This is a genomic window from Bradyrhizobium diazoefficiens USDA 110 (assembly GCF_000011365.1).
Taxonomy (GTDB): Bacteria; Pseudomonadota; Alphaproteobacteria; order Rhizobiales; family Xanthobacteraceae; genus Bradyrhizobium; species Bradyrhizobium diazoefficiens.
The window spans coordinates 7,158,930-7,178,615 of sequence record NC_004463.1; the positions used below are offsets into that span (position 1 = coordinate 7,158,930).

Genomic DNA, 19,686 nt, shown 5'->3' on the forward strand with positions numbered 1-19,686 from the left:
TGGATCGTCCGGTCAAGCCGGACGATGACAGCGGAGCTCTTGGCAAATGCTGGAGTCATCACGCGACCACTCTCTGGGGCGGCGCATCCGCCATCACCCATCGCTTGAACAGGTCGAAATCGATATTGCCGCCGGACAGCACGAGACCGACGCGCTTGCCTGACAGTTTTGTCTTTTCCTGAAGCGCCGCGGCGAGCGCGGCGGCACCGGCGCCTTCGGCGAGATTGTGCGTATCAGTCCAGTAGGCGCGGATCGCGGCGGCGACCTCGTCGTCGGTGACCTGCACGATGCGCGAGGCGCCCTTCCGGATCAGCGCGAACGCGTCTGCGTCGGGAATGCGCGTTGCCATGCCGTCGGCCAGCGTGTTGCTGGTCTTCGTCGTCACGATCTTGCCGGCCGCGAACGACAGCGCATAGGACGGCGCTTCGGTCGACTGCACGCCGACGATCTCGGTCTTCAGGCCCAGGAGGTCGCGTGCCATGATGCAGCCGGAGATGCCGGAGCCCTGCCCGATCGGCACATAGAGAACATCGAGATCTGGCGCCGTCCGGAACAGTTCGAGCGCATAGGTGGCGACGCCGCGCACGAGATCCGGATGGAACGACGGCACCATGTGCAGGCCGGTAAATTGGGCGCGCCGTTGCGCCTCCTCGGCGGCCGCTTGAAAATCCTCGCCATGCTCGACGAGTTCGGCGCCAAAGGCCTTCATCGCCCGGTTCTTCTCGACCGAGTTGCCGCGCGGCACATAGATCACCGCAGGCACGCCGTGGCGGCTCGCCGCGAACGCCAGGCTCTGGCCGTGATTGCCGCGCGTCGCCGAGATGATGCCCGGAATGTTCGGCCGCTCGCGCTTCAGCCGTTCGAGATACACCAGCCCGCCGCGCACCTTGAAGGCCCCGATCGGCGTGTGGTTCTCGTGCTTGACGACGACGCGCGTGCCCAGCCGCTCGGCGAGCAGCGGCCAGGCGTGCGCCGGCGTAGCCGGCACCGCCTGCCCCACAATGTCGAGTGCGCGCTCGAGCTCCTTCAGGTCGAACATGACGTCACACCAGCGCCTTGCCGCCCGCGAACGCCTTGGCCGTGGCCTCGTCGTTCGCCTGCTCCGGCAACAGCATCTCGTTGTGCGCCTTGCCGGAGGGGATCATCGGGAAGCAGTTTTCCAGCGCAGCGACGCGGCAGTCGAACAGCACCGGGCGCTTGACCGAGATCATCTCCTGGATGGCGCCGTCGAGATCTGAAGGCTTGTGGACCTGGATGCCGACGCCGCCATAGGCTTCCGCGAGCTTGACGAAATCCGGCAGCGCCTCCGAGTAGGAATGCGACAGGCGGTTGCCGTGCAGCAGCTGCTGCCACTGCCGCACCATGCCCATGTACTGGTTGTTCAGGATGAAGATCTTGATCGGCAGCTCGTACTGGACCGCCGTCGACATCTCCTGGATCGTCATCTGCACCGAGGCATCGCCTGCGATGTCGATGACGAGGCTGTCCGGGTGCGCCACCTGCACGCCGACCGCGGCAGGCAGGCCGTAGCCCATGGTGCCGAGCCCACCCGACGTCATCCAGCGATGCGGCTCCTCGAAGCCGTAGAACTGCGCCGCCCACATCTGGTGCTGGCCGACCTCGGTCGTGATGTAGGTATCCCGGCCGCGCGTCGCCTCGAACAGGCTCTGGATCGCGTGCTGCGGCAGGATGATGTCGTTGCTCTTCTTGTAATAGAGCGAGTTGCGGGCGCGCCACTGCGCGATCTGCTGCCACCACGCCTTGACGTCCGGCTTCTTCGCCTCCGCCTTGAACACCTGGAGGATGTCGCCGAGGATGTTGCCGCAATCGCCGATGATCGGCACGTCGACACGGATGTTCTTGTTGATCGAGGACGGGTCGATGTCGATGTGGATCTTCTTCGAGCCCGGCGAGAACGCGTCGACACGGCCGGTGATGCGGTCGTCGAAGCGCGCGCCGACGCACAGCATGACGTCGCAATCATGCATCGTCATGTTGGCCTCATAGGTGCCGTGCATGCCGAGCATGCCAAGCCAGTTCTTGCCCGACGCCGGATACGCGCCCAGGCCCATCAGCGTCGAGGTGATCGGAAAACCGGTGACCTCGACCAGCTCGCGCAGCAGCTTGGTCGCCTCCGGGCCGGAATTGATCACGCCGCCGCCGCTGTAGATCACGGGACGCTTGGCGTTCGCGAGCAGCGAGACGGCCTTGCGTATCTGCGTCGCATCGCCCTTCACGCGCGGCGCGTAGGAGCGGTGCACGTCGGACTTGCGCGGCGGATGATAGGTGCCGGTCGCGAACTGCACGTCCTTGGGCACGTCGACCAGCACCGGGCCCGGACGGCCCGTGGTCGCAACGTAGAACGCCTCGTGCAGGACCTTTGCGAGGTCGTTGACGTCGCGCACCAGCCAGTTGTGCTTGGTGCAGGGACGCGTGATGCCGACCGTGTCGCATTCCTGGAACGCGTCGTTGCCGATCAGATGCGTCGGCACCTGGCCGGAGATGCAGACCAGCGGGATCGAGTCCATCAGCGCGTCGGTCAGCGGCGTCACCATGTTGGTGGCGCCGGGACCGGAGGTCACCAGCGCAACGCCCGGCTTGCCGGTCGAGCGCGCATAGCCCTCGGCGGCGTGGCCCGCGCCCTGCTCGTGGCGGACCAGGATGTGCTGGACCTCGCTCTGCTGGAAGATCTCGTCATAGATCGGAAGCACCGCGCCGCCGGGATAGCCGAAGATGTCGGTCACGCCGTGATCGATGAGCGCGCGAACGATCATCGCGGCGCCGGTCATCTGGTTCGGATCGTGGCTCTTGTCGCTCATTGGCTTGCTCCGGATGCGCTGTTGCCAGCGGCTTCATTCGTGTCGGGTTCGGGAAATAAAAAAGGCCCCGAAGAGGGCCCATGCACACCGCCTGTCATGTGGATGGCAGCTAGCCATCCCCGGCGGTGTGCCTGGGTACGACGGCGATAAGGAGTTTGGTAATAATGTTACGCATGGCAGGCGCCCGGCTTCCCAAAGGTTGCGCGAAACATAGCGGCCAAAGCCCGGATGTCAAGGCGATGCGGCCGTCCCCGCGCGATTTTGGCAGTGTAGCGGTGTTCCCGGGGTTCGGCGAGAGGTAAATTCGGGGAACCCGGCGCAAAAGCACGTCGCCTACGCCGTCATTCCGGGATGGTCCGCAGGACCAGACCCGGAATCCCGAGATTCCGGGTTCTCGCTTTGCGAGCCCCGGAATGACAGCGCATAGGAGGCCTCAACCCTCGTCCTGCGCCGCATTCACGATCGCCGCGAGCCAGCCCCTCGCCTCCTCCGGCTTCACCCATTCGAACTCCGGCAATTGGTGCCGGAACCAGGTGAATTGCCGTTTGGCGTAATGGCGGGTGTCGGCGCGGCCGATCGTGGCCGCCTCGTCCAGGCTGAGTTCACCGCGCAAATGCCGGATCAGGGCCGGCACGCCATGGGCCTTCATCGCCGGCAGCAGCGGATCGAGCTGCCGGGCGGCGAGGCGCTCGACCTCCCTCAAGGCGCCGGCGCCGAGCATGGCGTCGAAGCGGGCATCGATGCGGGCATAGAGCTCGTCGCGCCCGGGGGCGAGAAATACCGCGTGAAAACTGTCCCTGGGCAACAGCGGCGGCTGGCCCTCCTGGTGCCAGTCCAGCAGCGAGCGCCCGGTCGCCTCGATCACTTCGAGCGCGCGCGCGATCCGCGTGCGGTCACGCAGGTTCAATCGCCCGGCCGCACGCGGATCGCGGGCCGCGAGTTCCGCATGCAGCGCCTCGACGCCGTTCCGCTCCAGCCGCGCGCGCACGTCTTCGCGCACCTCGGCAGGGATCGGCGGCACCACAGAGAGGCCCGCGGTCAGCGCCTTGAAATAAAGTCCGGTGCCGCCGATGAAGATCGGCAGGCGGCCTTCGGCTCGCGCCCCTTCGAGCGCCTTGGCTGCATCGCTCACCCAGGCACCGGCCGAGAAATTCACGGCGGCATCGACATGGCCGTAGAGGTGATGCGGCACGAGCGCCTCGTCTGCCCGTGTGGGGCGCGCCGTGATGATGCGCAGGTCGCGGTAGACCTGCATGGAATCGGCATTGATGACGACGCCACCGGCGGCGAGCGCCAGCTCGAGCGCCAGCGCCGACTTGCCGCTGGCGGTCGGGCCTGCGATAAGCACGGCCTTGCCAATAGGCCTTCTGCCGACTTGCCCCTCGCTCACGAAAACCTCAAATGTCCCTGGTCGCCACGCTGATCTGCAATCCCGATAGTCCCGCGCTCGACTCTACCATCGTCGACGGCGCCCGCGCCGTGCTGCCTCAAGCGACGCCTGCGCACTGGCTGTTCGACGGGGTTGCGGTCGACATTCCCTTCGGCGCCGACAGTAACCTCGAAGGCGACCGTCACGCCATCGAACAGCGGTTGCGCGAGCTTCGCGGCGACCTGCCGATCGACATCGTCGTGCAGCCAGCCGGCGTCCGGCGCAAGAAGCTTTTTCTCGCCGACATGGATTCCACCATGATCGGCCAGGAATGCATCGACGAGCTCGCAGATCTCGTCGGGATGAAGGCCCATGTCGCCGCCATCACCGAACGCGCAATGCGCGGCGAGATCGAGTTCGAGCCGGCGCTGCGCGAGCGCGTTGCGCTTCTGAAGGACCTTCCCGCCAGTGTCGTCGACGAGGTGCTGGAAAAGCGCATCACGCTGACGCCGGGCGGCCGCACACTGGTCGCGACCATGCGGGCGCACGGCGCCTATACCTGCCTCGTCTCCGGCGGCTTCACGCTGTTCACGAGCGCGGTCGCCGCCAGGATCGGTTTCCAGGAGAACCGCGCCAACGAGCTGATCGTGCGCGACGGCAAGTTCACCGGCGAGGTCAAGGAGCCGATCCTGGGCCGCGCCGCCAAGCTCGCGACGCTGGTGGATCTGATGGAGTCGTTCGATCTCGACGACGTCGACTCGGTCGTGGTCGGCGACGGCGCGAATGATCTGGCGATGATCCAGGCGGCGGGACTGGGCGTGGCCTATCATGCCAAGCCGGCGGTGGCCGCTGCGGCTGCTGCAAAGATCGACCACGGCGATCTCACCGCGCTGCTCTATGCGCAGGGGTATCGGCGCGAGGAGTTTGTGGAGGGGTAGCCTCCTCCCCGCTGTCATCGCCCGCGAAGGCGGGCGATCCAGTATTCCAGAGACAGTGCGGCTAGAACCGAGAGGCCGCAGCGTACTGGATGCCCCGCCTTCGCGGGGGCATGACAGTTGAGTGCGGGGCGTATCGCCCCTTACTGCACGCTCAGCGCCACGAACCGCAGCTCGCCGTCGGCGTTGGAGACCAGCAGCAGCACCGACTTCTTGCCGTCCTTCTTGAGCTGGTCGACCCGCTTCTGGATGTCGGCGCCGCTGGAGACGACCTCCTGTGCCACCTCGACGATGACGTCGCCGGCGGACAGGCGCTTCTCGGCGGCGTCGGAATTGGCGTCGACATTGGTGACGACCACGCCCTTGACGCTGTCCTTGATCTTGTAGCGTGTACGCAGGTCCTTGTTCAGCACGGCGAGATCGAGGCCGAGCGCCTTCTGGGTCACCGGCTTCTCCGGCGCGGGCTCGTCGGTCTTCACCGCGGCCTGCACCTTGTCGGGATCCTGGAGGCGGCCGAGCGTGACCTTCTTGGTCTCCTCCTGGCCCTTGCGGATGATGATGACGTCGACCTCCTTGCCGACCGCTGTGTCGGCGACGACGCGGGAGAGATCCTTCGGGTCCTTGACGTCCTTGCCGTCGAACTTGACGACGACGTCGCCGGGCTCGATGCCGGCCGGCTTGGCCGGGCCCTTGTCGTCGACGCCGGCAACCAGCGCGCCGCGCGGCGGCTTGATGTTGAGGCTCTCGGCAATCTCATCGGTGACGCTCTGGATGCGCACCCCCAGCCAGCCGCGGCGCAATTCGCCGAACTGGCGGAGCTGGTCGACGACGCCCATGACCGTCTTCGACGGCACGGCGAAGCCGATGCCGATCGAGCCGCCGGATGGCGAGATGATCAGCGTGTTGACGCCGATGACGTCGCCATCGAGATTGAACAGCGGACCGCCGGAATTGCCGCGGTTGATGGCGGCGTCGGTCTGGATGTAGCTGTCATAGGGACCCGAGGAGATGTCGCGGTTCTTGGCGGAGACGATGCCGGCCGTCACCGTGCCGCCCAAGCTGAACGGGTTGCCGATCGCGACCACCCAGTCGCCGAGACGCAGCTTGTCGGAATCGCCGAACTTCACCGCGACCAGCGGCTTCGTCGGCTTGAACTTCAACACGGCCAGGTCGGTCTTCTTGTCGACGCCGACCAGCTCGGCCTTGATCTTGGTGCCGTCGTTGAGGATGACGTTGATCTCGTCGGCGTCCGCAATGACGTGGTTGTTGGTGACGACGACGCCTGATGTGTCGATGATGAAGCCGGAGCCGAGCGAGTTGGTCTTGCGGGGCGGGCCGTTGTCGCCGCCCTTGCCGCCACCGGGGCCGCCGGGACCCCTGCGGTTCTTGAAGAAGTCGTCGAAGAACTCCTCGAAGGGCGAGCCGGGCGGCAGTTGCGGCATGGTGTTGCTGCCGCCGCCCTTGGCTTCGACGGTCTGCGAGGTCGAAATGTTGACGACCGCGTCGATCACCTTCTCGGCGACGTCGGCGATGCCCTCCGGTCCGCGCGCCTGAGCTGGCGTGCCGAACGCGCCAAAAGCACTGACGGCGAGCGCGGCCAGCCCAATTCTCACGCCAAGTCGCGCACGATGGCGCAAGCGGGACGGGGCAATGATGGCAGCGGTCATTGTGATCTCCAGAAAAAGGGATTCGGCGTCAAGACTGCGCTCGAACGGGGGCACGGCGCAAGCGCGGAGCTTCACGGGCCTCAAGACCCGGATAATACGGCGAAAACCGGTCCCTCGCCTTCACTTTGGCGTTGGCGCGAGGCCTAAATCGGACGCCGCATCACCCAGATCAGGATCAGGCCGACCACGGCCGAACCGATCCCGACCGCCCGCAGAACGTTGTCCGGCGTGGCGATGGCGCTCTTCATGGCCTTGCGCATCCAGTTCGGACTCGCCGCGAACATCAAGCCTTCCAGCACGAACAGGATGCCTAAGCCGATGAGGAAGTCGGCGAACGCAATGGACCTCATCGGATTGGAACCTCCCGTGGTGCTGTTCTTGTCTGGACGAAGGGCGGCCAGACCTGCCGCCGCCCTTGTCTAGCTTACGGCTTTGCCGGCGTCGCGGTCGCCGCCTTGCCGGACGGGTTACCAAAGAACCGGAAGAAATCCGAGTCCGGCCGCAGCAGGAAGCGGGTGTCGTTCGACTTCAGCCCGTTCTCATAGGCCGTCATCGACCGGTAGAAGGCGAAGAAGTCAGCATCCTTGCCGTAGGCTTCCGCAAACAGGCGGTTGCGCTCGGCGTCGCCGACGCCGCGGGTCTGCTCAGCCAGCGATCTGGCTTCCGCCTCGATCACGGTCGCCTCGCGGTCGGCCTTGGAGCGGATCTCCTGCGCCTTCTGGCCGCCCTGCGCCCGGAACTCGGCGGCTTCCCGCTCGCGTTCCGTCTTCATGCGCTGGTAGACCGCCTGGCTGTTCTGCTCCGGCAGGTCGGCGCGGCGAATCCGGACGTCAACGACCTGGATGCCGTAACCGTCGGCCTCGCGATCGAGCTGGTCGCGGATACGCAGCATCAGCTTCTCGCGGTCGTCGCGCACCACGTTGATGAAGGTGACCTCGCCGAGCACGCGGCGCAGCGCCGCGTTCAGGAGCGTGGTGAGCTGGATGTTGGCAGCCTGGATCGAGCCGACACTCTGATAGAAGCGCAGCGCGTCCTTGATGCGGTAGCGCGCGAAGGCGTCGACCACGAGCCGCTTCTGGTCGGATGCGATCGCTTCCTGCGACGGGTTCTCCAGATCGAGGATCCGCTTGTCGATGTTGATCACCGAATTCCACGGCGCCTTGAAGTGCAGACCGGGATCGGTGACGACGTCGACGGGCTTGCCGAACTGAAGCACGATGGTCTGCTCGGTCTGCTGCACCGTGAATAGCGACATGTAGCCGACGATCACGACGAGCAGGAGCCCGAGGAGGGTGACGATACCTGTGACCGGAGACCTCATCGGCTGCCTCCGCTCGATTGCTGACCGGCGGCGGGCGGCCGCTTCGTCGTCAATTCGCCCAGCGGCAGATAGGGCACAACGCCCTGGCCCGAGGGGCCGCCGTCATAGACGAGCTTGTCCGCGCCGCCGAGCACGCGCTCCATCGTCTCCAGATAGATCCGTTCACGCGTCACTTCGGGCGCCTTCTTGTATTCCTCGTAAACCTTCAGGAAGCGCGAGCTCTGGCCCTTGGCCTCGGCAACCGCCTGCTCCTTGTAGCCTTCGGCGGCCTGCATGATCTGCGCCGCACGTCCGCGCGCCTGCGGCACCACCTGGTTTGCGTAGGTCTGTGCTTCGTTCTGCAGCTGCTCGAGATTGGCGCGTGCCGCCTGCACGTCGCGGAAGGCGTCGATCACCTGCGCCGGCGGATCGACCTTCTGCATCTGCACCTGGCTGATCTGAATGCCGGCGCCGTAGCTGTCCAGAGTCTTCTGGATCAGTTCCTGCACGCCCTGTTCAGTGACGTTGCGCGCGCCGGTGAGGATCGGCTGGATCTGCGAGCGGCCGATCACCTCGCGCATCGCGCTCTCGGCGACCGCCTTCACGGTGCCTTCGGGGTTCTGGATGTTGAAGAGGAAGTCGCCGACGCCGCCGGTGTCGGGCTTGATGCGCCACAGCACGGTGAAGTCGACGTCGACGATGTTCTCGTCACCGGTGAGCATCAGGCTCTCTTCGGGCACGTCGCGAATGGAGCGGCCGCGCCGTGCCGGATCGTCGATCAGCGTCATGCCGATGGAGATGGTGTTGACGCGCAGCGCCTTGGGCAGCAGCACTGTCTCGATCGGATAGGGCAGATGATAGTTCAGGCCCGGATCCACGGTGCGGACATGCTTGCCGAAGCGCAGCACGACGCCGCGCTCCTCGGACTGCACGCGGAAGAAGCCCGACAGCAGCCAGAACGCGATGATGATCAGGATGATCAGCGTGATGCCGACGCCGGAGAAATAGCCACCCGGCATGATCTGCTGAAGGCGGTCCTGGCCGCGCCGCAGAAGGTCTTCCAGATCCGGAGGCCTCGGCCCGACCGGTTGCGGGCCTGAGCCCCATGGTCCCTTTGGACCCGAGCCCCATGGGCCACCGCCCTGATTCTTCCACGGCATTCGACGCTCTCCTCGGCAGGGTGGAATTGCCCCTGCCCGCTTTGTCCGGTCCGGCTTTATAGGGGACAGGCAGGTCCCTTACAACGCAGCCCGGGCTGTCTTTGCAGCTAAGCCCGGGGGCAGAAAAGTCAATGTTAACATTGGCGAATGCGGTTAATGGCGCGGCCGCCGACGATATGTCACATAGGAGTAATCGGCGCTGTCGTTCGGTCCGGCAGGATGACGGATGCGCGCCGTCTCCTCCCATTCTGCCTTGTCGATGCCGAAATGCGTGTCGCCGTCGGGGCGCGCATGCACTTCGGTGATTTCGAGCCGATCGGCACGACCGAACCATTGCCGATAGATCTCGGCGCCGCCGATCACCGCGATCTCGGTGACCGAACGCCGCAGGGCATCGCCGCGCGCAATCGCCTCCGCATCCACGGCTGATGTCGTGACGACGGCACCGGCGGCGCGATAAGCCGGATCGCGCGTGATCACGATGTTGGTGCGGCCCGGAAGCGGCCGGGGCAGGGATTCGAAGGTCTTGCGGCCCATGATCACGGGCTTGCCGATCGTGAGCGCCTTGAAGCGCGCCATGTCGGATTTCTGCCGCCATGGAATCGCGTTACCTGCGCCGATGACGCCATTCTCCGCGACCGCCACGACGAAGACGATCTCCATCAGACAGAGCTCCCCGCAAGCCGCGTCAGCGCAGGACCGGTGACGCGGCACAGCGTCCAGTCGTCCATCATGACGGCACCGAGCGACTTGTAGAACGCGATCGACGGCGCGTTCCAGTCAAGCACCGCCCATTGCAGGCGCGACCAGCCGTTCTCGACGCATTCCTTTGCGAGATAGACCAGCAGCGCCTTGCCGAGGCCTTTGCCCCGATGCGACGGCCGCACATACAGATCCTCGAGATAGATGCCGTGACGGCCGCTGAAGGTGGAGAAATTGGCGAACCAGACCGCAAAGCCGACCGCCTCGCCGTTCCACTCGGCGATCGCGCAGTAGAGCCGCGGTCGCTCGCCGAACAGCGCATCCGCGATGTCAGCCTCGGTCGCCTCGACCTCGTGCGAGAGCTTTTCGTATTCGGCGAGCTCGCGGATGAAGGCAAGAACCAGCCCGGCTTCGCCGGGACGCACGCGGCGGATGTTGAGCGACATCTGCGTCAGACCGCGACTTCCGCCTTGATGTGCGGGTGCGGATCGTAGCCGACGAGCTCGAAATCCTCGAAGCGGAAGGAGAAGATGTCCTTCACGTCAGGATTGATCCGCATCACCGGCAGCGCACGCGGCGCGCGCGTGAGCTGGAGCTTCGCCTGCTCCAGATGGTTGGAATAGAGATGGGTGTCGCCGAACGAATGCACGAAGTCGCCGGGCTTGAGGCCCGTGACCTGCGCCACCATCATGGTGAGCAGCGCATAGGAGGCGATGTTGAAGGGCACGCCGAGGAATACGTCGGCCGAGCGCTGATAGAGCTGGCACGACAGCTTGCCGTTGGCGACATAGAACTGGAACAGGCAATGGCACGGCGGCAACGCCATCTTGTCGACCTCGGCCGGATTCCAGGCCGAGACGATCAGGCGGCGCGAGTCCGGATTGCGCTTGATCATGTCGACGACGTTGGCGATCTGGTCGATGCTGCGTCCGTCCGGCGCGGGCCAGGAACGCCACTGATGACCGTAGACCGGGCCGAGATCGCCATTGGCGTCCGCCCACTCGTCCCAGATGGTGACGCCGTTGTCGCGCAGATATTTGATGTTGGTGTCGCCCTTCAGGAACCACAACAGCTCGTGCACGATCGCCTTCAGCGGCAGCCGCTTGGTGGTCAGCATCGGGAAGCCGGCCGACAGATTAAAGCGCATCTGATGGCCGAACACCGAGAGCGTGCCGGTGCCGGTCCGGTCGGTCTTCTCGGCGCCGTCTGAAAGAATCCGCTCGAGCAGGTCCTGATACTGGTGCATGTGTCGTGTGCCTTTGGGGAGGCCGCGAACTTAGCGGCCACCCCCGCGCTGCGACAGCGGCGATTCGCTGCCTGCACCGATTATACCCGGAAAAAGTGAGCGTTTCCGGTGCAAACGGCAAGGGGCGGAACTCGCGTCCCGCCCCCGCCTATCGGCTTGATTGTGCTGGTTAACTGGCCGGCTTGAGCACCGGGGTCCATTTCGCGATCTCGTTCTTCACGAGGGTCGCGAGCGCCTCCGGCGTCCGGTCCTTTGGGCCCGGGATGACGCTGCCGAGCTCGAGCAGGCGCTTCCTCACCGTCTCGTCCTCGAGCGCTTTGACGGCGGCGGCGTTCAGGCTCGCCACGATGGCCGGCGAAGTTCCCTTCGGTGCGAACATCGCGTTCCAGGCCTGGGCCTGGAACGCAGGCAGGCCGGCTTCCGTCGTCGTCGGCACGTTCGGCAGCGACGGATTGCGCTCGGCCGTTGCGATCGCATAGGCCTTGATGGTGCCGGCGTTGATCTGTGGCACGGCGTTGACGATCTGGTCGCACATGTAGTCGACCTGCCCCGCCACCAGCGCGTTCATCGCGGGGCCGGTGCCGTTGAAGGGCACGCCGACCGGCTTGATGTCGAGGATGGCGTGCAACAGCTCGCAGGACACGTGCGAGACCGAGCCGACGCCGGCATGCGCCGCGTTCACCTTCTCGGCATTGGCCTTCACGTAGGTGACGAACTCCTTCAGGTCCTTCGGCGGAAAGTCCTTGCGCGCCAGGATCAGGATCGGCGTGCCCGCGAGCAGCGCGATCGGCTCGAAGTCTTTCTCCGGATGATAGGCCAGTTTCGGATAGAGCGGCACGGATGCGGCATGCGTGCCCATATGCCCCGTGATCAGCGTATAGCCGTCATTGGCCGCGCGCGCGGCCCGCGCGGTCGCGGTGGTGCCGCCGGCGCCGACCACGTTCTCGATGACGATGCTCTGCCCCAGCGTCTGCGCCATGTGCGCGGTAACGATGCGCGAGATCACGTCGGTCGGGCCGCCGGCCGCGAACGGCACGATCATGGTGATGCCGCGCGTCGGATAGGTCTGCGCCTGAGACGGTGCGACAAACGCGCACAGCGATGCGGCAGCCGCGGCACATGCGCCCGCGAGCGCGCGAATAAAGGTCATGTCGATCTCCTTGTCGGTCCCAGGTCGGTTCCTTGTCGACTCCTTGGGACACAAACAAAAATGCCGGCCACAAGGGCCGGCATTTTCATTTCACGAAGACATCACACAAGTCGATTCGACTTCCGAATGCGGCGCGCGGACGCAGGGCGCCGCGCCGACGCGATCAGTTCTCGGATTCGGTGAACACCTCGTCGCGCTTGGCGCGCAGCGCGGGCAGCACCGTGAGGATCAATAGGCTCGCCGCGATCGCCAGCAACACCGCCGACAACGGACGCGTCAGGAACACGCTCCAGTCGCCGCGCGAGATCAGCAGTGCGCGGCGCAGGTTCTCTTCCATCAGCGGTCCGAGCACCATGCCGAGCAGCAGCGGTGCCGGCTCGAAATCGTGCTTGATCAGCCAGTAGCCGACGAGACCGAACACGCCGGCGAGGATGACGTCGACCGGTGCGTTGTTCACCGAGTAGATGCCGATCGCGCAGAAGATCACGATCGAGGGGAACATCAGCCGGTAAGGCACGCGCAGCAGGCGGACCCAGATTCCGACCAGCGGCAGATTGATGATGATCAGCATCAGGTTGCCGATCCACATCGAGGCGATCATGCCCCAGACGAGATCCGGCTGCTTCTGCATCACCTGCGGGCCCGGCACGATGCCATGGATGGTCATCGCGCCCACCATCAGCGCCATCACCGCGTTCGGCGGGATGCCGAGGGTGAGCAGCGGGATGAAGGAGGTCTGCGCCGCCGCGTTGTTGGCGCTCTCCGGCGCCGCCACGCCCTCGATCGCACCGCGGCCGAACCGCGACGGGTTCTTGGCGATCTTCTTCTCGAGCGTATAGGCCGCAAAGGACGCGATCACGGCACCGCCGCCCGGCAGGATGCCGAGGATCGAGCCGAGCACGGTGCCGCGCAGGATCGCAGGCGCGGAGTCGCGCAGATCCTTCCTGGTCGGCATCAGGCCGGTGATCTTCTGCTGCACGAGGTCTCGGTTCATCTCGGCGCCGGCGTCGAGGTTGCGGATGATCTCGGCAAAGCCGAACACGCCCATCGCGACCGTTGCAAAGCCGAGACCGTCGGCGAGCTCCGGAATGTTGAAGGCCATGCGCGAAGCGCCGGTCTCGATGTCCGAGCCGACCATCGACATGAGCAGGCCAAGCACGATCATCGCGATCGCCTTCAGCACCGAGCCCTTGGCCAGCACGACCGCGAAGATCAGGCCGAGCACCATCAGCGAGAAATACTCGGCCGGGCCGAACGCCAGCGCGAGCTTGGTCAGCGGCGCGCCGAGCACGGCGATGAGCACGGTCGCGACGCAGCCGGCGAAGAACGAGCCGATCGCGGCGATCGCCAGCGCGGGGCCGGCACGGCCCTGCTTGGCCATCTGGTGACCGTCGATGGCGGTGACGACCGATGTCGCCTCGCCGGGTATGTTGACCAGGATCGACGTGGTCGAGCCGCCATATTGCGCACCGTAATAGATGCCGGCGAGCATGATCAGCGCGCCGACCGGCGGCAATCCGAAGGTGATCGGCAGCAGCATCGCGACGGTGGCGATGGTGCCGATGCCCGGGAGAACGCCGACCAGCGTGCCGACGAGGGCGCCGATCAGGCACATCAGGAGGTTGATCGGAGAGAGCGCGACGGCGAAGCCGTGGGCGAGGTTGGCAAAAATATCCATCACGCCCTCACTGGATCAGGAAACGCGGAAACATCGGCATCGGTAGCCCGAGCACGTAAGGGAAGAGCAGCGCGCAGCCGAGCGTCAAGCAGGCGCCGACGACGGCAGCCTCCAGCCAGCGCGTCTCATGCGAGCCCATCGCCGCGATCATGAAGCTCGCGAAGGCGGAGACCACGAGGCCCAGCGGCCGGATCGCGAGCGCGAAAAACACGATCGAGACCATCACGAACAGCGGCCCGCGCCAGGAATAATGGGCCATCGCCGGCCCATCGGTCAGAAGGCCGGTCAAGGCAATGCCGGCGGACAAGGCGACCAGCAGCCCGCCGAACATGCGCGGCGCGGTGCCCGCACCGAAGGAGAAGCCGCGCATGCCCTGCAAATCGCTCGAGGCCCACAGCGCGAACAGCGCGAGCGCCATCAGGATGACGCCGCCAACATAATCCTGGGCCGACCGGATGGTCATGAACAGCGTGACGATCGCCACCGCAAAGACCGGATAGGAATAGATCAGCGCCAGCAGCACGTCGGATGACGCCTTCTTGGTCTCACCGCCGACCGATCCGATCAGTGCCGCGGGAGCGCCCGCGACCAGCGCGGTGGCGTGGTTGATCAGGACGGTGGCCGGGCCGCGTCCCGCGCCCCAGCCAAAGATCGTCCCGATCGACCAGATGAATTCGAATATCTGCGGCGCAACGGCCAGCAGACAAAAACCGATCGCCACCGAGGTGTTTCGGGTGGCTGTCGCTGAGTGGCCCATCGTATCGGCCATGCATGTCTCCTCCGCGACCCGTAAGTCACGCGCAGTGTTGTTCTAATCGGCTGGAAATGGATCCCTCGCCCGGATCACTGCCTAGCGATTTTCATTACACAATGCCAGCAAAACCCAACAAGCCCCCGGCGAGCAGGAGCCATAGTGGATTGATGCGCGAGACCGCTGCGAGCACCGCAACCATCGCGGTCAGAAGCACCGCAGCAATCGTGCGATCGGTCGCGTTGGCCAGGATCAGGGCACTCGCCGCCATCAATCCGATCGAGAGCGGAACCAATGCAGCCTGGATCAGGCCGGGCCAGCGCGATTGGCTCGGCCGGTTCAAGAGCCGGCTGACATAGTAGGCAACCAGCGCGGTCGGCAGGCACATGGCCAGCGTCGCTGCCAGCGCGCCGGGGATGCCGGCGACGGCATAGCCGATTAACGTCACGATAAGCACGTTCGGACCTGGCGAGAGCTGCGCGATCGCATAGGCATCAGTGAACTGCTTGTCGGTCATCCAGTGATGCACATCGACCGCGATACGGTGCATCTCGGGCACCGCGGCCGCGGCGCCGCCGACCGCGAACAGCGACATCAGCGCAAAGGTGGAGATCAACGCCCAGATCGGGTTCTCGGCGTTCACGCTGCTACCTTCCGCCGCAGGAGGAAGGTGGCGCCGACACTCACGGGGATCGCGACCAGCAGCACCGCCTGGAGCGGCAGGCGAAGCACGCCGAGGAGGCCGACCGCCGCGCAGGAGATGCCTGCGAGGATGCGGCGCAGCACCTCCACATCGCCGAACCGGGCGTAGATGATCGCAAGCACGGTCATGATCAGCGTCGGCGGCAGCAGCAGCCCGGTAAAGGCGGCAACGCCGCCCGCGATCCCGCGCAGCCGCGCGCCAAAGACCATCGACAGATTGACGATGTTGGGCCCGGGCAGGAAATGGCAGAGCGCGAAGGTTTCGTTGAACTCGTCCGCCGTCATCCAGCGGTGCTGCTCGACGATCGCCCGCCGGGCGAACACCAGAACCCCGCCGAAACCGGCCAGGGACATCCGGGCGAAGGCGACGAACAGCGCGGCCAGGCTGGGCGGAGGGCCGCTGGTCGCGGCACGATCCGGCTCTTGGGCGGCCGGTGCTGAATCCGGGGACATGTCAGGAGCTTAGAACGAGGGCCGCCGCGAGGCCAAGGCTATCCGGAACCTATCCAAAGGGAACCGCGCCATGCCGCGCCAAACCCCTGTCTTTCTAAACCTTTGCCCCCTATATTGGGGGTGCCGGTTCGCCGGCTATGGAAATAAACGGTCGTCGTAATAAACCATTCGGACCCGGGGGCGGTACCCGGCGCCTCCACCAAAGCCCACCAGCGGGCTAGCCCTAGAAGCGGGTTTTGGCGGGGGCGAAATAGGATCGACGAGGGCGTAAAGGGCGTGCTTTTTCCCGGTATTGTTCCGCCGTTATCGGGCTACTGCAATAGTTGCCAACGACAACTTTGCTCCGGTTGCTCAGGCTGCGTAACGCAGTTTGAAAGACCATCTTAAAGTCCTAACGGGTTAAGCTCCGTTAGGCGGGGTTCGGAGGCACCTGGCAACAGAAGCCTCCACTTACCTTCGATTTCCTCCCCCACGGGGACTCCTGCTGACCCGTCAGGCGCGGTACTATTGCGGCTTGGCGAGTCGGGCCGGCAGGGCCCAACTCCTGGAATGCAACATGACCACCATGGCGACCGATCATATCCGATACGATGTGCTGGCCCGCGACGCGCTGCGCGGCGTGCTGCGGAAGGTGCTGACCGACGCCGCGTCGCATGGACTGCCGGGCGAGCATCATTTCTTCATCACCTTCGTGTCGAAGGCCGAGGGCGTGAAGCTGTCGTCGCGGCTCCTGGCGCAATATCCGGAAGAGATGACGATCATCCTGCAGCATCAGTTCTGGGATCTGACCGTGCTCGAGGACCGCTTCGAGGTCGGCCTGTCGTTCGGCGGCATTCCGGAGCGGCTGGTGGTGCCGTTCAGCGCCATCAAGAGCTTCCTCGATCCGTCCGTGAAGTTCGGCCTCCAGTTCGACACGTCCGATGTCGCCGAGGTCGCGCCCGAGACGTTGCCCGCGGCCCCTGCCCCTTCGGCCCTGTCGGTGCCCACGCCCGCCACGGACAAGGCGGAGACCGCGGAAGAGCCGACCCCGCCGAGCCAGGGCGGCGCCGAAGTCGTGCGGCTCGATCGTTTCCGCAAGAAATGATCTAGGCTACCGCGCGAGACCGTCGCGTCCGGCCAAACTGCCTATATAGAGGAGCACATGAAGAGGCCGCGCGGCATTTCGCGCGGCGGAATGGATGTGCTCATGGCCAAATCTGCACGCACGAAGACCGCTCGCCCCGCGACCCGCACCGAGACCGACAGTTTCGGTCCCATCGAGGTCCCCTCCGATCGCTATTGGGGCGCGCAGACCGAACGTTCGCGGCAGAATTTCCGCATCGGCACGGATCGCATGCCGATCTCGCTCGTGCATGCGCTCGGCATCGTCAAGCTCGCCGCGGCGCAGTCCAACCGCGAGCTCGGCCTGCTCGACCAGCGCCGCGCCAGTGCCATCATCCGCGCCGCGCGCGAGGTGATCGACGGCAGCCTCGACGATCATTTCCCGCTCGTCGTGTGGCAGACCGGCTCGGGCACGCAGACCAACATGAACCTCAACGAGGTGATCGCCAACCGCGCCAATGAGCTGCTCGGCGGCGAGCTCGGCGCCAAGAAGCCGGTGCATCCGAACGATCACGTCAACATGAGCCAGTCGTCGAACGACTCTTTTCCCACCGCAATGCATATCGCGGCGGCGAGCCGCATCACCGCCGATCTCGTTCCTGCCCTTGGCGAACTGCTCCGCGCGCTGCGCAAGAAGGAGAAGGAGTTCGCCAAGATCGTCAAGATCGGCCGCACCCACACCCAGGACGCGACGCCGCTGACGCTCGGCCAGGAATTCTCCGGCTATGCCGCGCAGGTCGAAAGCGGGATCGCGCGACTGAAGGTCGCGGTGAAGGAGCTCTATCCGCTGGCGCAGGGCGGCACCGCCGTCGGCACCGGCCTCAACGCGAAGCCGCGCTTTGCAAGACTGTTCGCAAAGCACGTTGCCGGAATCACCAAACTGCCCTTCACCAGCGCCGCCAACAAATTCGAGGCGCTGGCCTCGAACGATGCTTATGTGCTGGCGCACGGCGCCATCAGTTCGGTCGCGACAGGCCTGTTCAAGATCGCCAACGACATCCGCCTGCTCGGATCGGGTCCGCGCTCAGGGCTCGGCGAGCTGATCCTGCCGGAGAACGAACCGGGCTCGTCGATCATGCCGGGCAAGGTCAATCCGACGCAGTGCGAGGCGATGACCATGGTGTGCTGCCAGGTGTTCGGCAATCACACCGCGATCACGGTCGCCGGCAGCCAGGGCCATTTCGAGCTCAACGTCTACAAGCCCGTGCTGGCCTACAACATGCTGCACTCGATCCGCCTGATGGCCGATGCCGCGCGCTCCTTCACCGAACATTGCGTCAGCGGCATCCGCGCCGACGAAAAGCGCATAAGTGAGCTGATGCAGCGCTCGCTGATGCTGGTGACCGCGCTCGCACCGAAGATCGGCTACGACAACGCCGCCAAGGTCGCGAAGACGGCGCATGCCAACGGCACCACGCTGAAGGAGGAAGCGCTGCGGCTCGGCTTCGTCACAGCGGACGAGTTCGACCGTTTGGTGCAGCCGGAGAAGATGACGAAACCGGGGTAATTCCTAATTCCGATAGTCATCCGTAATGATACGGAGCCAAAAAGCTCATAATTGTAAGGCTTAAAGGACAGGATTTGATTACCGTCAATGTTCCGGAAAGACGGCGTGCTACGCAGCTATTCTGCCCTTGGCGGGGCGAAATTCATCGTTTGATGGCCCAAGGGGCCGATTGACGAGGACGAGCAAATGACAATCAAGTCTTGTGGGGCGCGACGCGGCCCCCTGTTTCTGAATGTTTCATCCTGCCTGAAGAGGATCGGATGATGGAGACGCGGCATGGGGAACGTCATCAACCTGAATCGTTTCCGGAAGCGCGCCGAGCGGGAAGCCTCGGCGAAGCAGGCGGACGCCAATCGAGCGAAGTTCGGCCGCACGAAGGCGGAGCGGTCGGCGGAGGAGACGCGCGCGGACAGGGCGAAGGAGCACCTGGACAAGCATCAGATCGATCGCGAGGAGCAGCCATGAAGTCGCCCGTCGTGAAACGATCGATCGTCGTCGCCGGTCACAAGACCAGCGTCAGCCTGGAAGAGGCGTTCTGGAACGGCATGAAGGAGATTTCGGGCCTGCGCAACATGACGCTGTCCGAGCTCGTCGGCGAGATCGACGGCAACCGCCAGCAGGGCAATCTGTCCTCGGCGATCCGCCTGTTCGTGCTGGACTACTTCAAGAGCCGCGCCATGGCCGTCCAGCCGGACAAGGTCCCGGCCCAATAGCCGGCAAGGCGTCTTTTCGGCGCGTCGGGGCGTTCGCACTTTAAAATCACTCTAAGGTGCAGCTTCCGGCGAGCAAGCGCGCTTGACCTCAATGCCCTGCGTTGAAAATACAGGGCATGACCGACACCAATGATACGCGCCCTCACATGCCGCTGGGTTTGGCCCTGCGCGGCTACACCGGCGTCATCCAGCACCTGTCCGCCAGGGACACCGGTTCGGCGCTCTCGGACATCGAGCTCGAGAGCCGGCTGATCGAACTCGGCTTCGTCGAGGGGGCCCGGGTCGAGGTCCTGCATGAGGGGCTGGTCGGGCGCGATCCCATCGCCGTGCGGGTCGACAGCATCACGATCGCGGTCCGTCGGCGCGAAGCCATGGCCATCATCGTCGCCTGAGGCGGCCGCCCCCTGACCTCAGGCCTTTGATCCCAGATCGT

General features: G+C 65.2%; 21 protein-coding genes and 1 other RNA gene. 7 read left to right on the forward strand and 15 right to left on the reverse strand.

Annotated features, from left to right (window positions below):
- Window positions 1–58: 58 nt before the first annotated feature.
- The 3 genes from BJA_RS32915 to miaA all read right to left on the reverse strand — a co-directional run bounded on the left by BJA_RS32915 (window position 59) and on the right by miaA (window position 4,209).
- A complete protein-coding gene (locus BJA_RS32915) occupies window positions 59–1,039 on the reverse strand; it encodes a threonine dehydratase (protein ID WP_011089242.1) in 981 nt (326 codons plus the stop codon).
- Between the two features lie 4 nt (window positions 1,040–1,043).
- Window positions 1,044–2,819, reverse strand: a complete 1,776-nt coding sequence (locus BJA_RS32920; RefSeq protein WP_011089243.1) for an acetolactate synthase 3 large subunit — start codon at window positions 2,817–2,819, stop codon at window positions 1,044–1,046.
- Window positions 2,820–3,252: 433 nt separating this feature from the next.
- Window positions 3,253–4,209, reverse strand: coding sequence for a tRNA (adenosine(37)-N6)-dimethylallyltransferase MiaA (gene miaA, locus BJA_RS32925; protein WP_011089244.1), 957 nt, complete (start codon window positions 4,207–4,209; stop codon window positions 3,253–3,255).
- Window positions 4,210–4,220: 11 nt separating this feature from the next.
- Here miaA and serB point away from each other — a divergent pair, with 11 nt between their 5' ends.
- On the forward strand, window positions 4,221–5,126 hold the full coding sequence (serB, locus tag BJA_RS32930; protein ID WP_011089245.1) for a phosphoserine phosphatase SerB: 906 nt from the start codon (window positions 4,221–4,223) through the stop codon (window positions 5,124–5,126).
- A gap of 140 nt (window positions 5,127–5,266) precedes the next feature.
- Here serB and BJA_RS32935 read toward each other — a convergent pair whose 3' ends face one another.
- The 12 genes from BJA_RS32935 to BJA_RS32990 form a co-directional block, all read right to left on the reverse strand.
- On the reverse strand, window positions 5,267–6,790 hold the full coding sequence (locus BJA_RS32935) for a Do family serine endopeptidase (protein ID WP_011089246.1): 1,524 nt from the start codon (window positions 6,788–6,790) through the stop codon (window positions 5,267–5,269).
- A gap of 143 nt (window positions 6,791–6,933) precedes the next feature.
- Window positions 6,934–7,140: a DUF2065 domain-containing protein gene (locus tag BJA_RS32940; protein WP_011089247.1), complete on the reverse strand. Its 207-nt coding sequence runs from the start codon at window positions 7,138–7,140 to the stop codon at window positions 6,934–6,936.
- A 74-nt stretch (window positions 7,141–7,214) separates the two neighbouring features.
- Window positions 7,215–8,111, reverse strand: coding sequence for a protease modulator HflC (gene hflC / locus BJA_RS32945; RefSeq protein ID WP_011089248.1), 897 nt, complete (start codon window positions 8,109–8,111; stop codon window positions 7,215–7,217).
- A complete protein-coding gene (gene hflK / locus BJA_RS32950; protein ID WP_011089249.1) occupies window positions 8,108–9,250 on the reverse strand; it encodes an FtsH protease activity modulator HflK in 1,143 nt (380 codons plus the stop codon). The genes hflC and hflK overlap by 4 nt, the downstream gene beginning before the upstream one ends.
- A gap of 153 nt (window positions 9,251–9,403) precedes the next feature.
- Window positions 9,404–9,913 carry a dihydrofolate reductase gene (locus BJA_RS32955; RefSeq protein ID WP_011089250.1) on the reverse strand — a complete coding sequence of 170 codons (510 nt, stop codon included), beginning with the start codon at window positions 9,911–9,913 and terminating at the stop codon, window positions 9,404–9,406.
- The gene (locus BJA_RS32960) at window positions 9,913–10,398 is read right to left on the reverse strand and encodes a GNAT family N-acetyltransferase (protein ID WP_011089251.1); all 486 of its coding nucleotides are present in this window, start codon (window positions 10,396–10,398) and stop codon (window positions 9,913–9,915) included. The genes BJA_RS32955 and BJA_RS32960 overlap by 1 nt, the downstream gene beginning before the upstream one ends.
- Before the next feature lie 5 nt (window positions 10,399–10,403).
- Complete coding sequence (locus BJA_RS32965) at window positions 10,404–11,198, reverse strand: thymidylate synthase (protein ID WP_011089252.1); 795 nt, start codon at window positions 11,196–11,198, stop codon at window positions 10,404–10,406.
- Window positions 11,199–11,367: 169 nt separating this feature from the next.
- Window positions 11,368–12,348: a tripartite tricarboxylate transporter substrate binding protein BugD gene (locus tag BJA_RS32970; protein WP_011089253.1), complete on the reverse strand. Its 981-nt coding sequence runs from the start codon at window positions 12,346–12,348 to the stop codon at window positions 11,368–11,370.
- Between the two features lie 163 nt (window positions 12,349–12,511).
- Window positions 12,512–14,026, reverse strand: coding sequence for a tripartite tricarboxylate transporter permease (locus BJA_RS32975; RefSeq protein WP_027544749.1), 1,515 nt, complete (start codon window positions 14,024–14,026; stop codon window positions 12,512–12,514).
- Window positions 14,027–14,033: 7 nt separating this feature from the next.
- Window positions 14,034–14,795 carry a tripartite tricarboxylate transporter TctB family protein gene (locus BJA_RS32980; RefSeq protein ID WP_011089255.1) on the reverse strand — a complete coding sequence of 254 codons (762 nt, stop codon included), beginning with the start codon at window positions 14,793–14,795 and terminating at the stop codon, window positions 14,034–14,036.
- 94 nt (window positions 14,796–14,889) lie between these two features.
- On the reverse strand, window positions 14,890–15,420 hold the full coding sequence (locus BJA_RS32985) for a chromate transporter (protein ID WP_011089256.1): 531 nt from the start codon (window positions 15,418–15,420) through the stop codon (window positions 14,890–14,892).
- Window positions 15,417–15,932: a chromate transporter gene (locus BJA_RS32990; protein WP_011089257.1), complete on the reverse strand. Its 516-nt coding sequence runs from the start codon at window positions 15,930–15,932 to the stop codon at window positions 15,417–15,419. Before BJA_RS32990 ends, BJA_RS32985 begins: the two co-directional genes overlap by 4 nt.
- A gap of 83 nt (window positions 15,933–16,015) precedes the next feature.
- Here BJA_RS32990 and ssrA point away from each other — a divergent pair.
- From ssrA to BJA_RS33020, 6 genes are all read left to right on the forward strand, one after another.
- Window positions 16,016–16,383: a transfer-messenger RNA gene (ssrA, locus tag BJA_RS32995) on the forward strand.
- A 114-nt stretch (window positions 16,384–16,497) separates the two neighbouring features.
- A complete protein-coding gene (locus BJA_RS33000) occupies window positions 16,498–17,016 on the forward strand; it encodes an SspB family protein (RefSeq protein ID WP_011089258.1) in 519 nt (172 codons plus the stop codon).
- Between the two features lie 90 nt (window positions 17,017–17,106).
- Window positions 17,107–18,540 carry a class II fumarate hydratase gene (gene fumC, locus BJA_RS33005; protein ID WP_011089259.1) on the forward strand — a complete coding sequence of 478 codons (1,434 nt, stop codon included), beginning with the start codon at window positions 17,107–17,109 and terminating at the stop codon, window positions 18,538–18,540.
- 276 nt (window positions 18,541–18,816) lie between these two features.
- A complete protein-coding gene (locus tag BJA_RS33010; RefSeq protein ID WP_011089260.1) occupies window positions 18,817–19,005 on the forward strand; it encodes a DUF4169 family protein in 189 nt (62 codons plus the stop codon).
- The gene (locus BJA_RS33015) at window positions 19,002–19,253 is read left to right on the forward strand and encodes a ribbon-helix-helix domain-containing protein (RefSeq protein WP_011089261.1); all 252 of its coding nucleotides are present in this window, start codon (window positions 19,002–19,004) and stop codon (window positions 19,251–19,253) included. The genes BJA_RS33010 and BJA_RS33015 overlap by 4 nt, the downstream gene beginning before the upstream one ends.
- Window positions 19,254–19,369: 116 nt before the next feature.
- On the forward strand, window positions 19,370–19,645 hold the full coding sequence (locus BJA_RS33020) for a FeoA family protein (RefSeq protein WP_011089262.1): 276 nt from the start codon (window positions 19,370–19,372) through the stop codon (window positions 19,643–19,645).
- The last annotated feature ends 41 nt before the right edge of the window (window positions 19,646–19,686 follow it).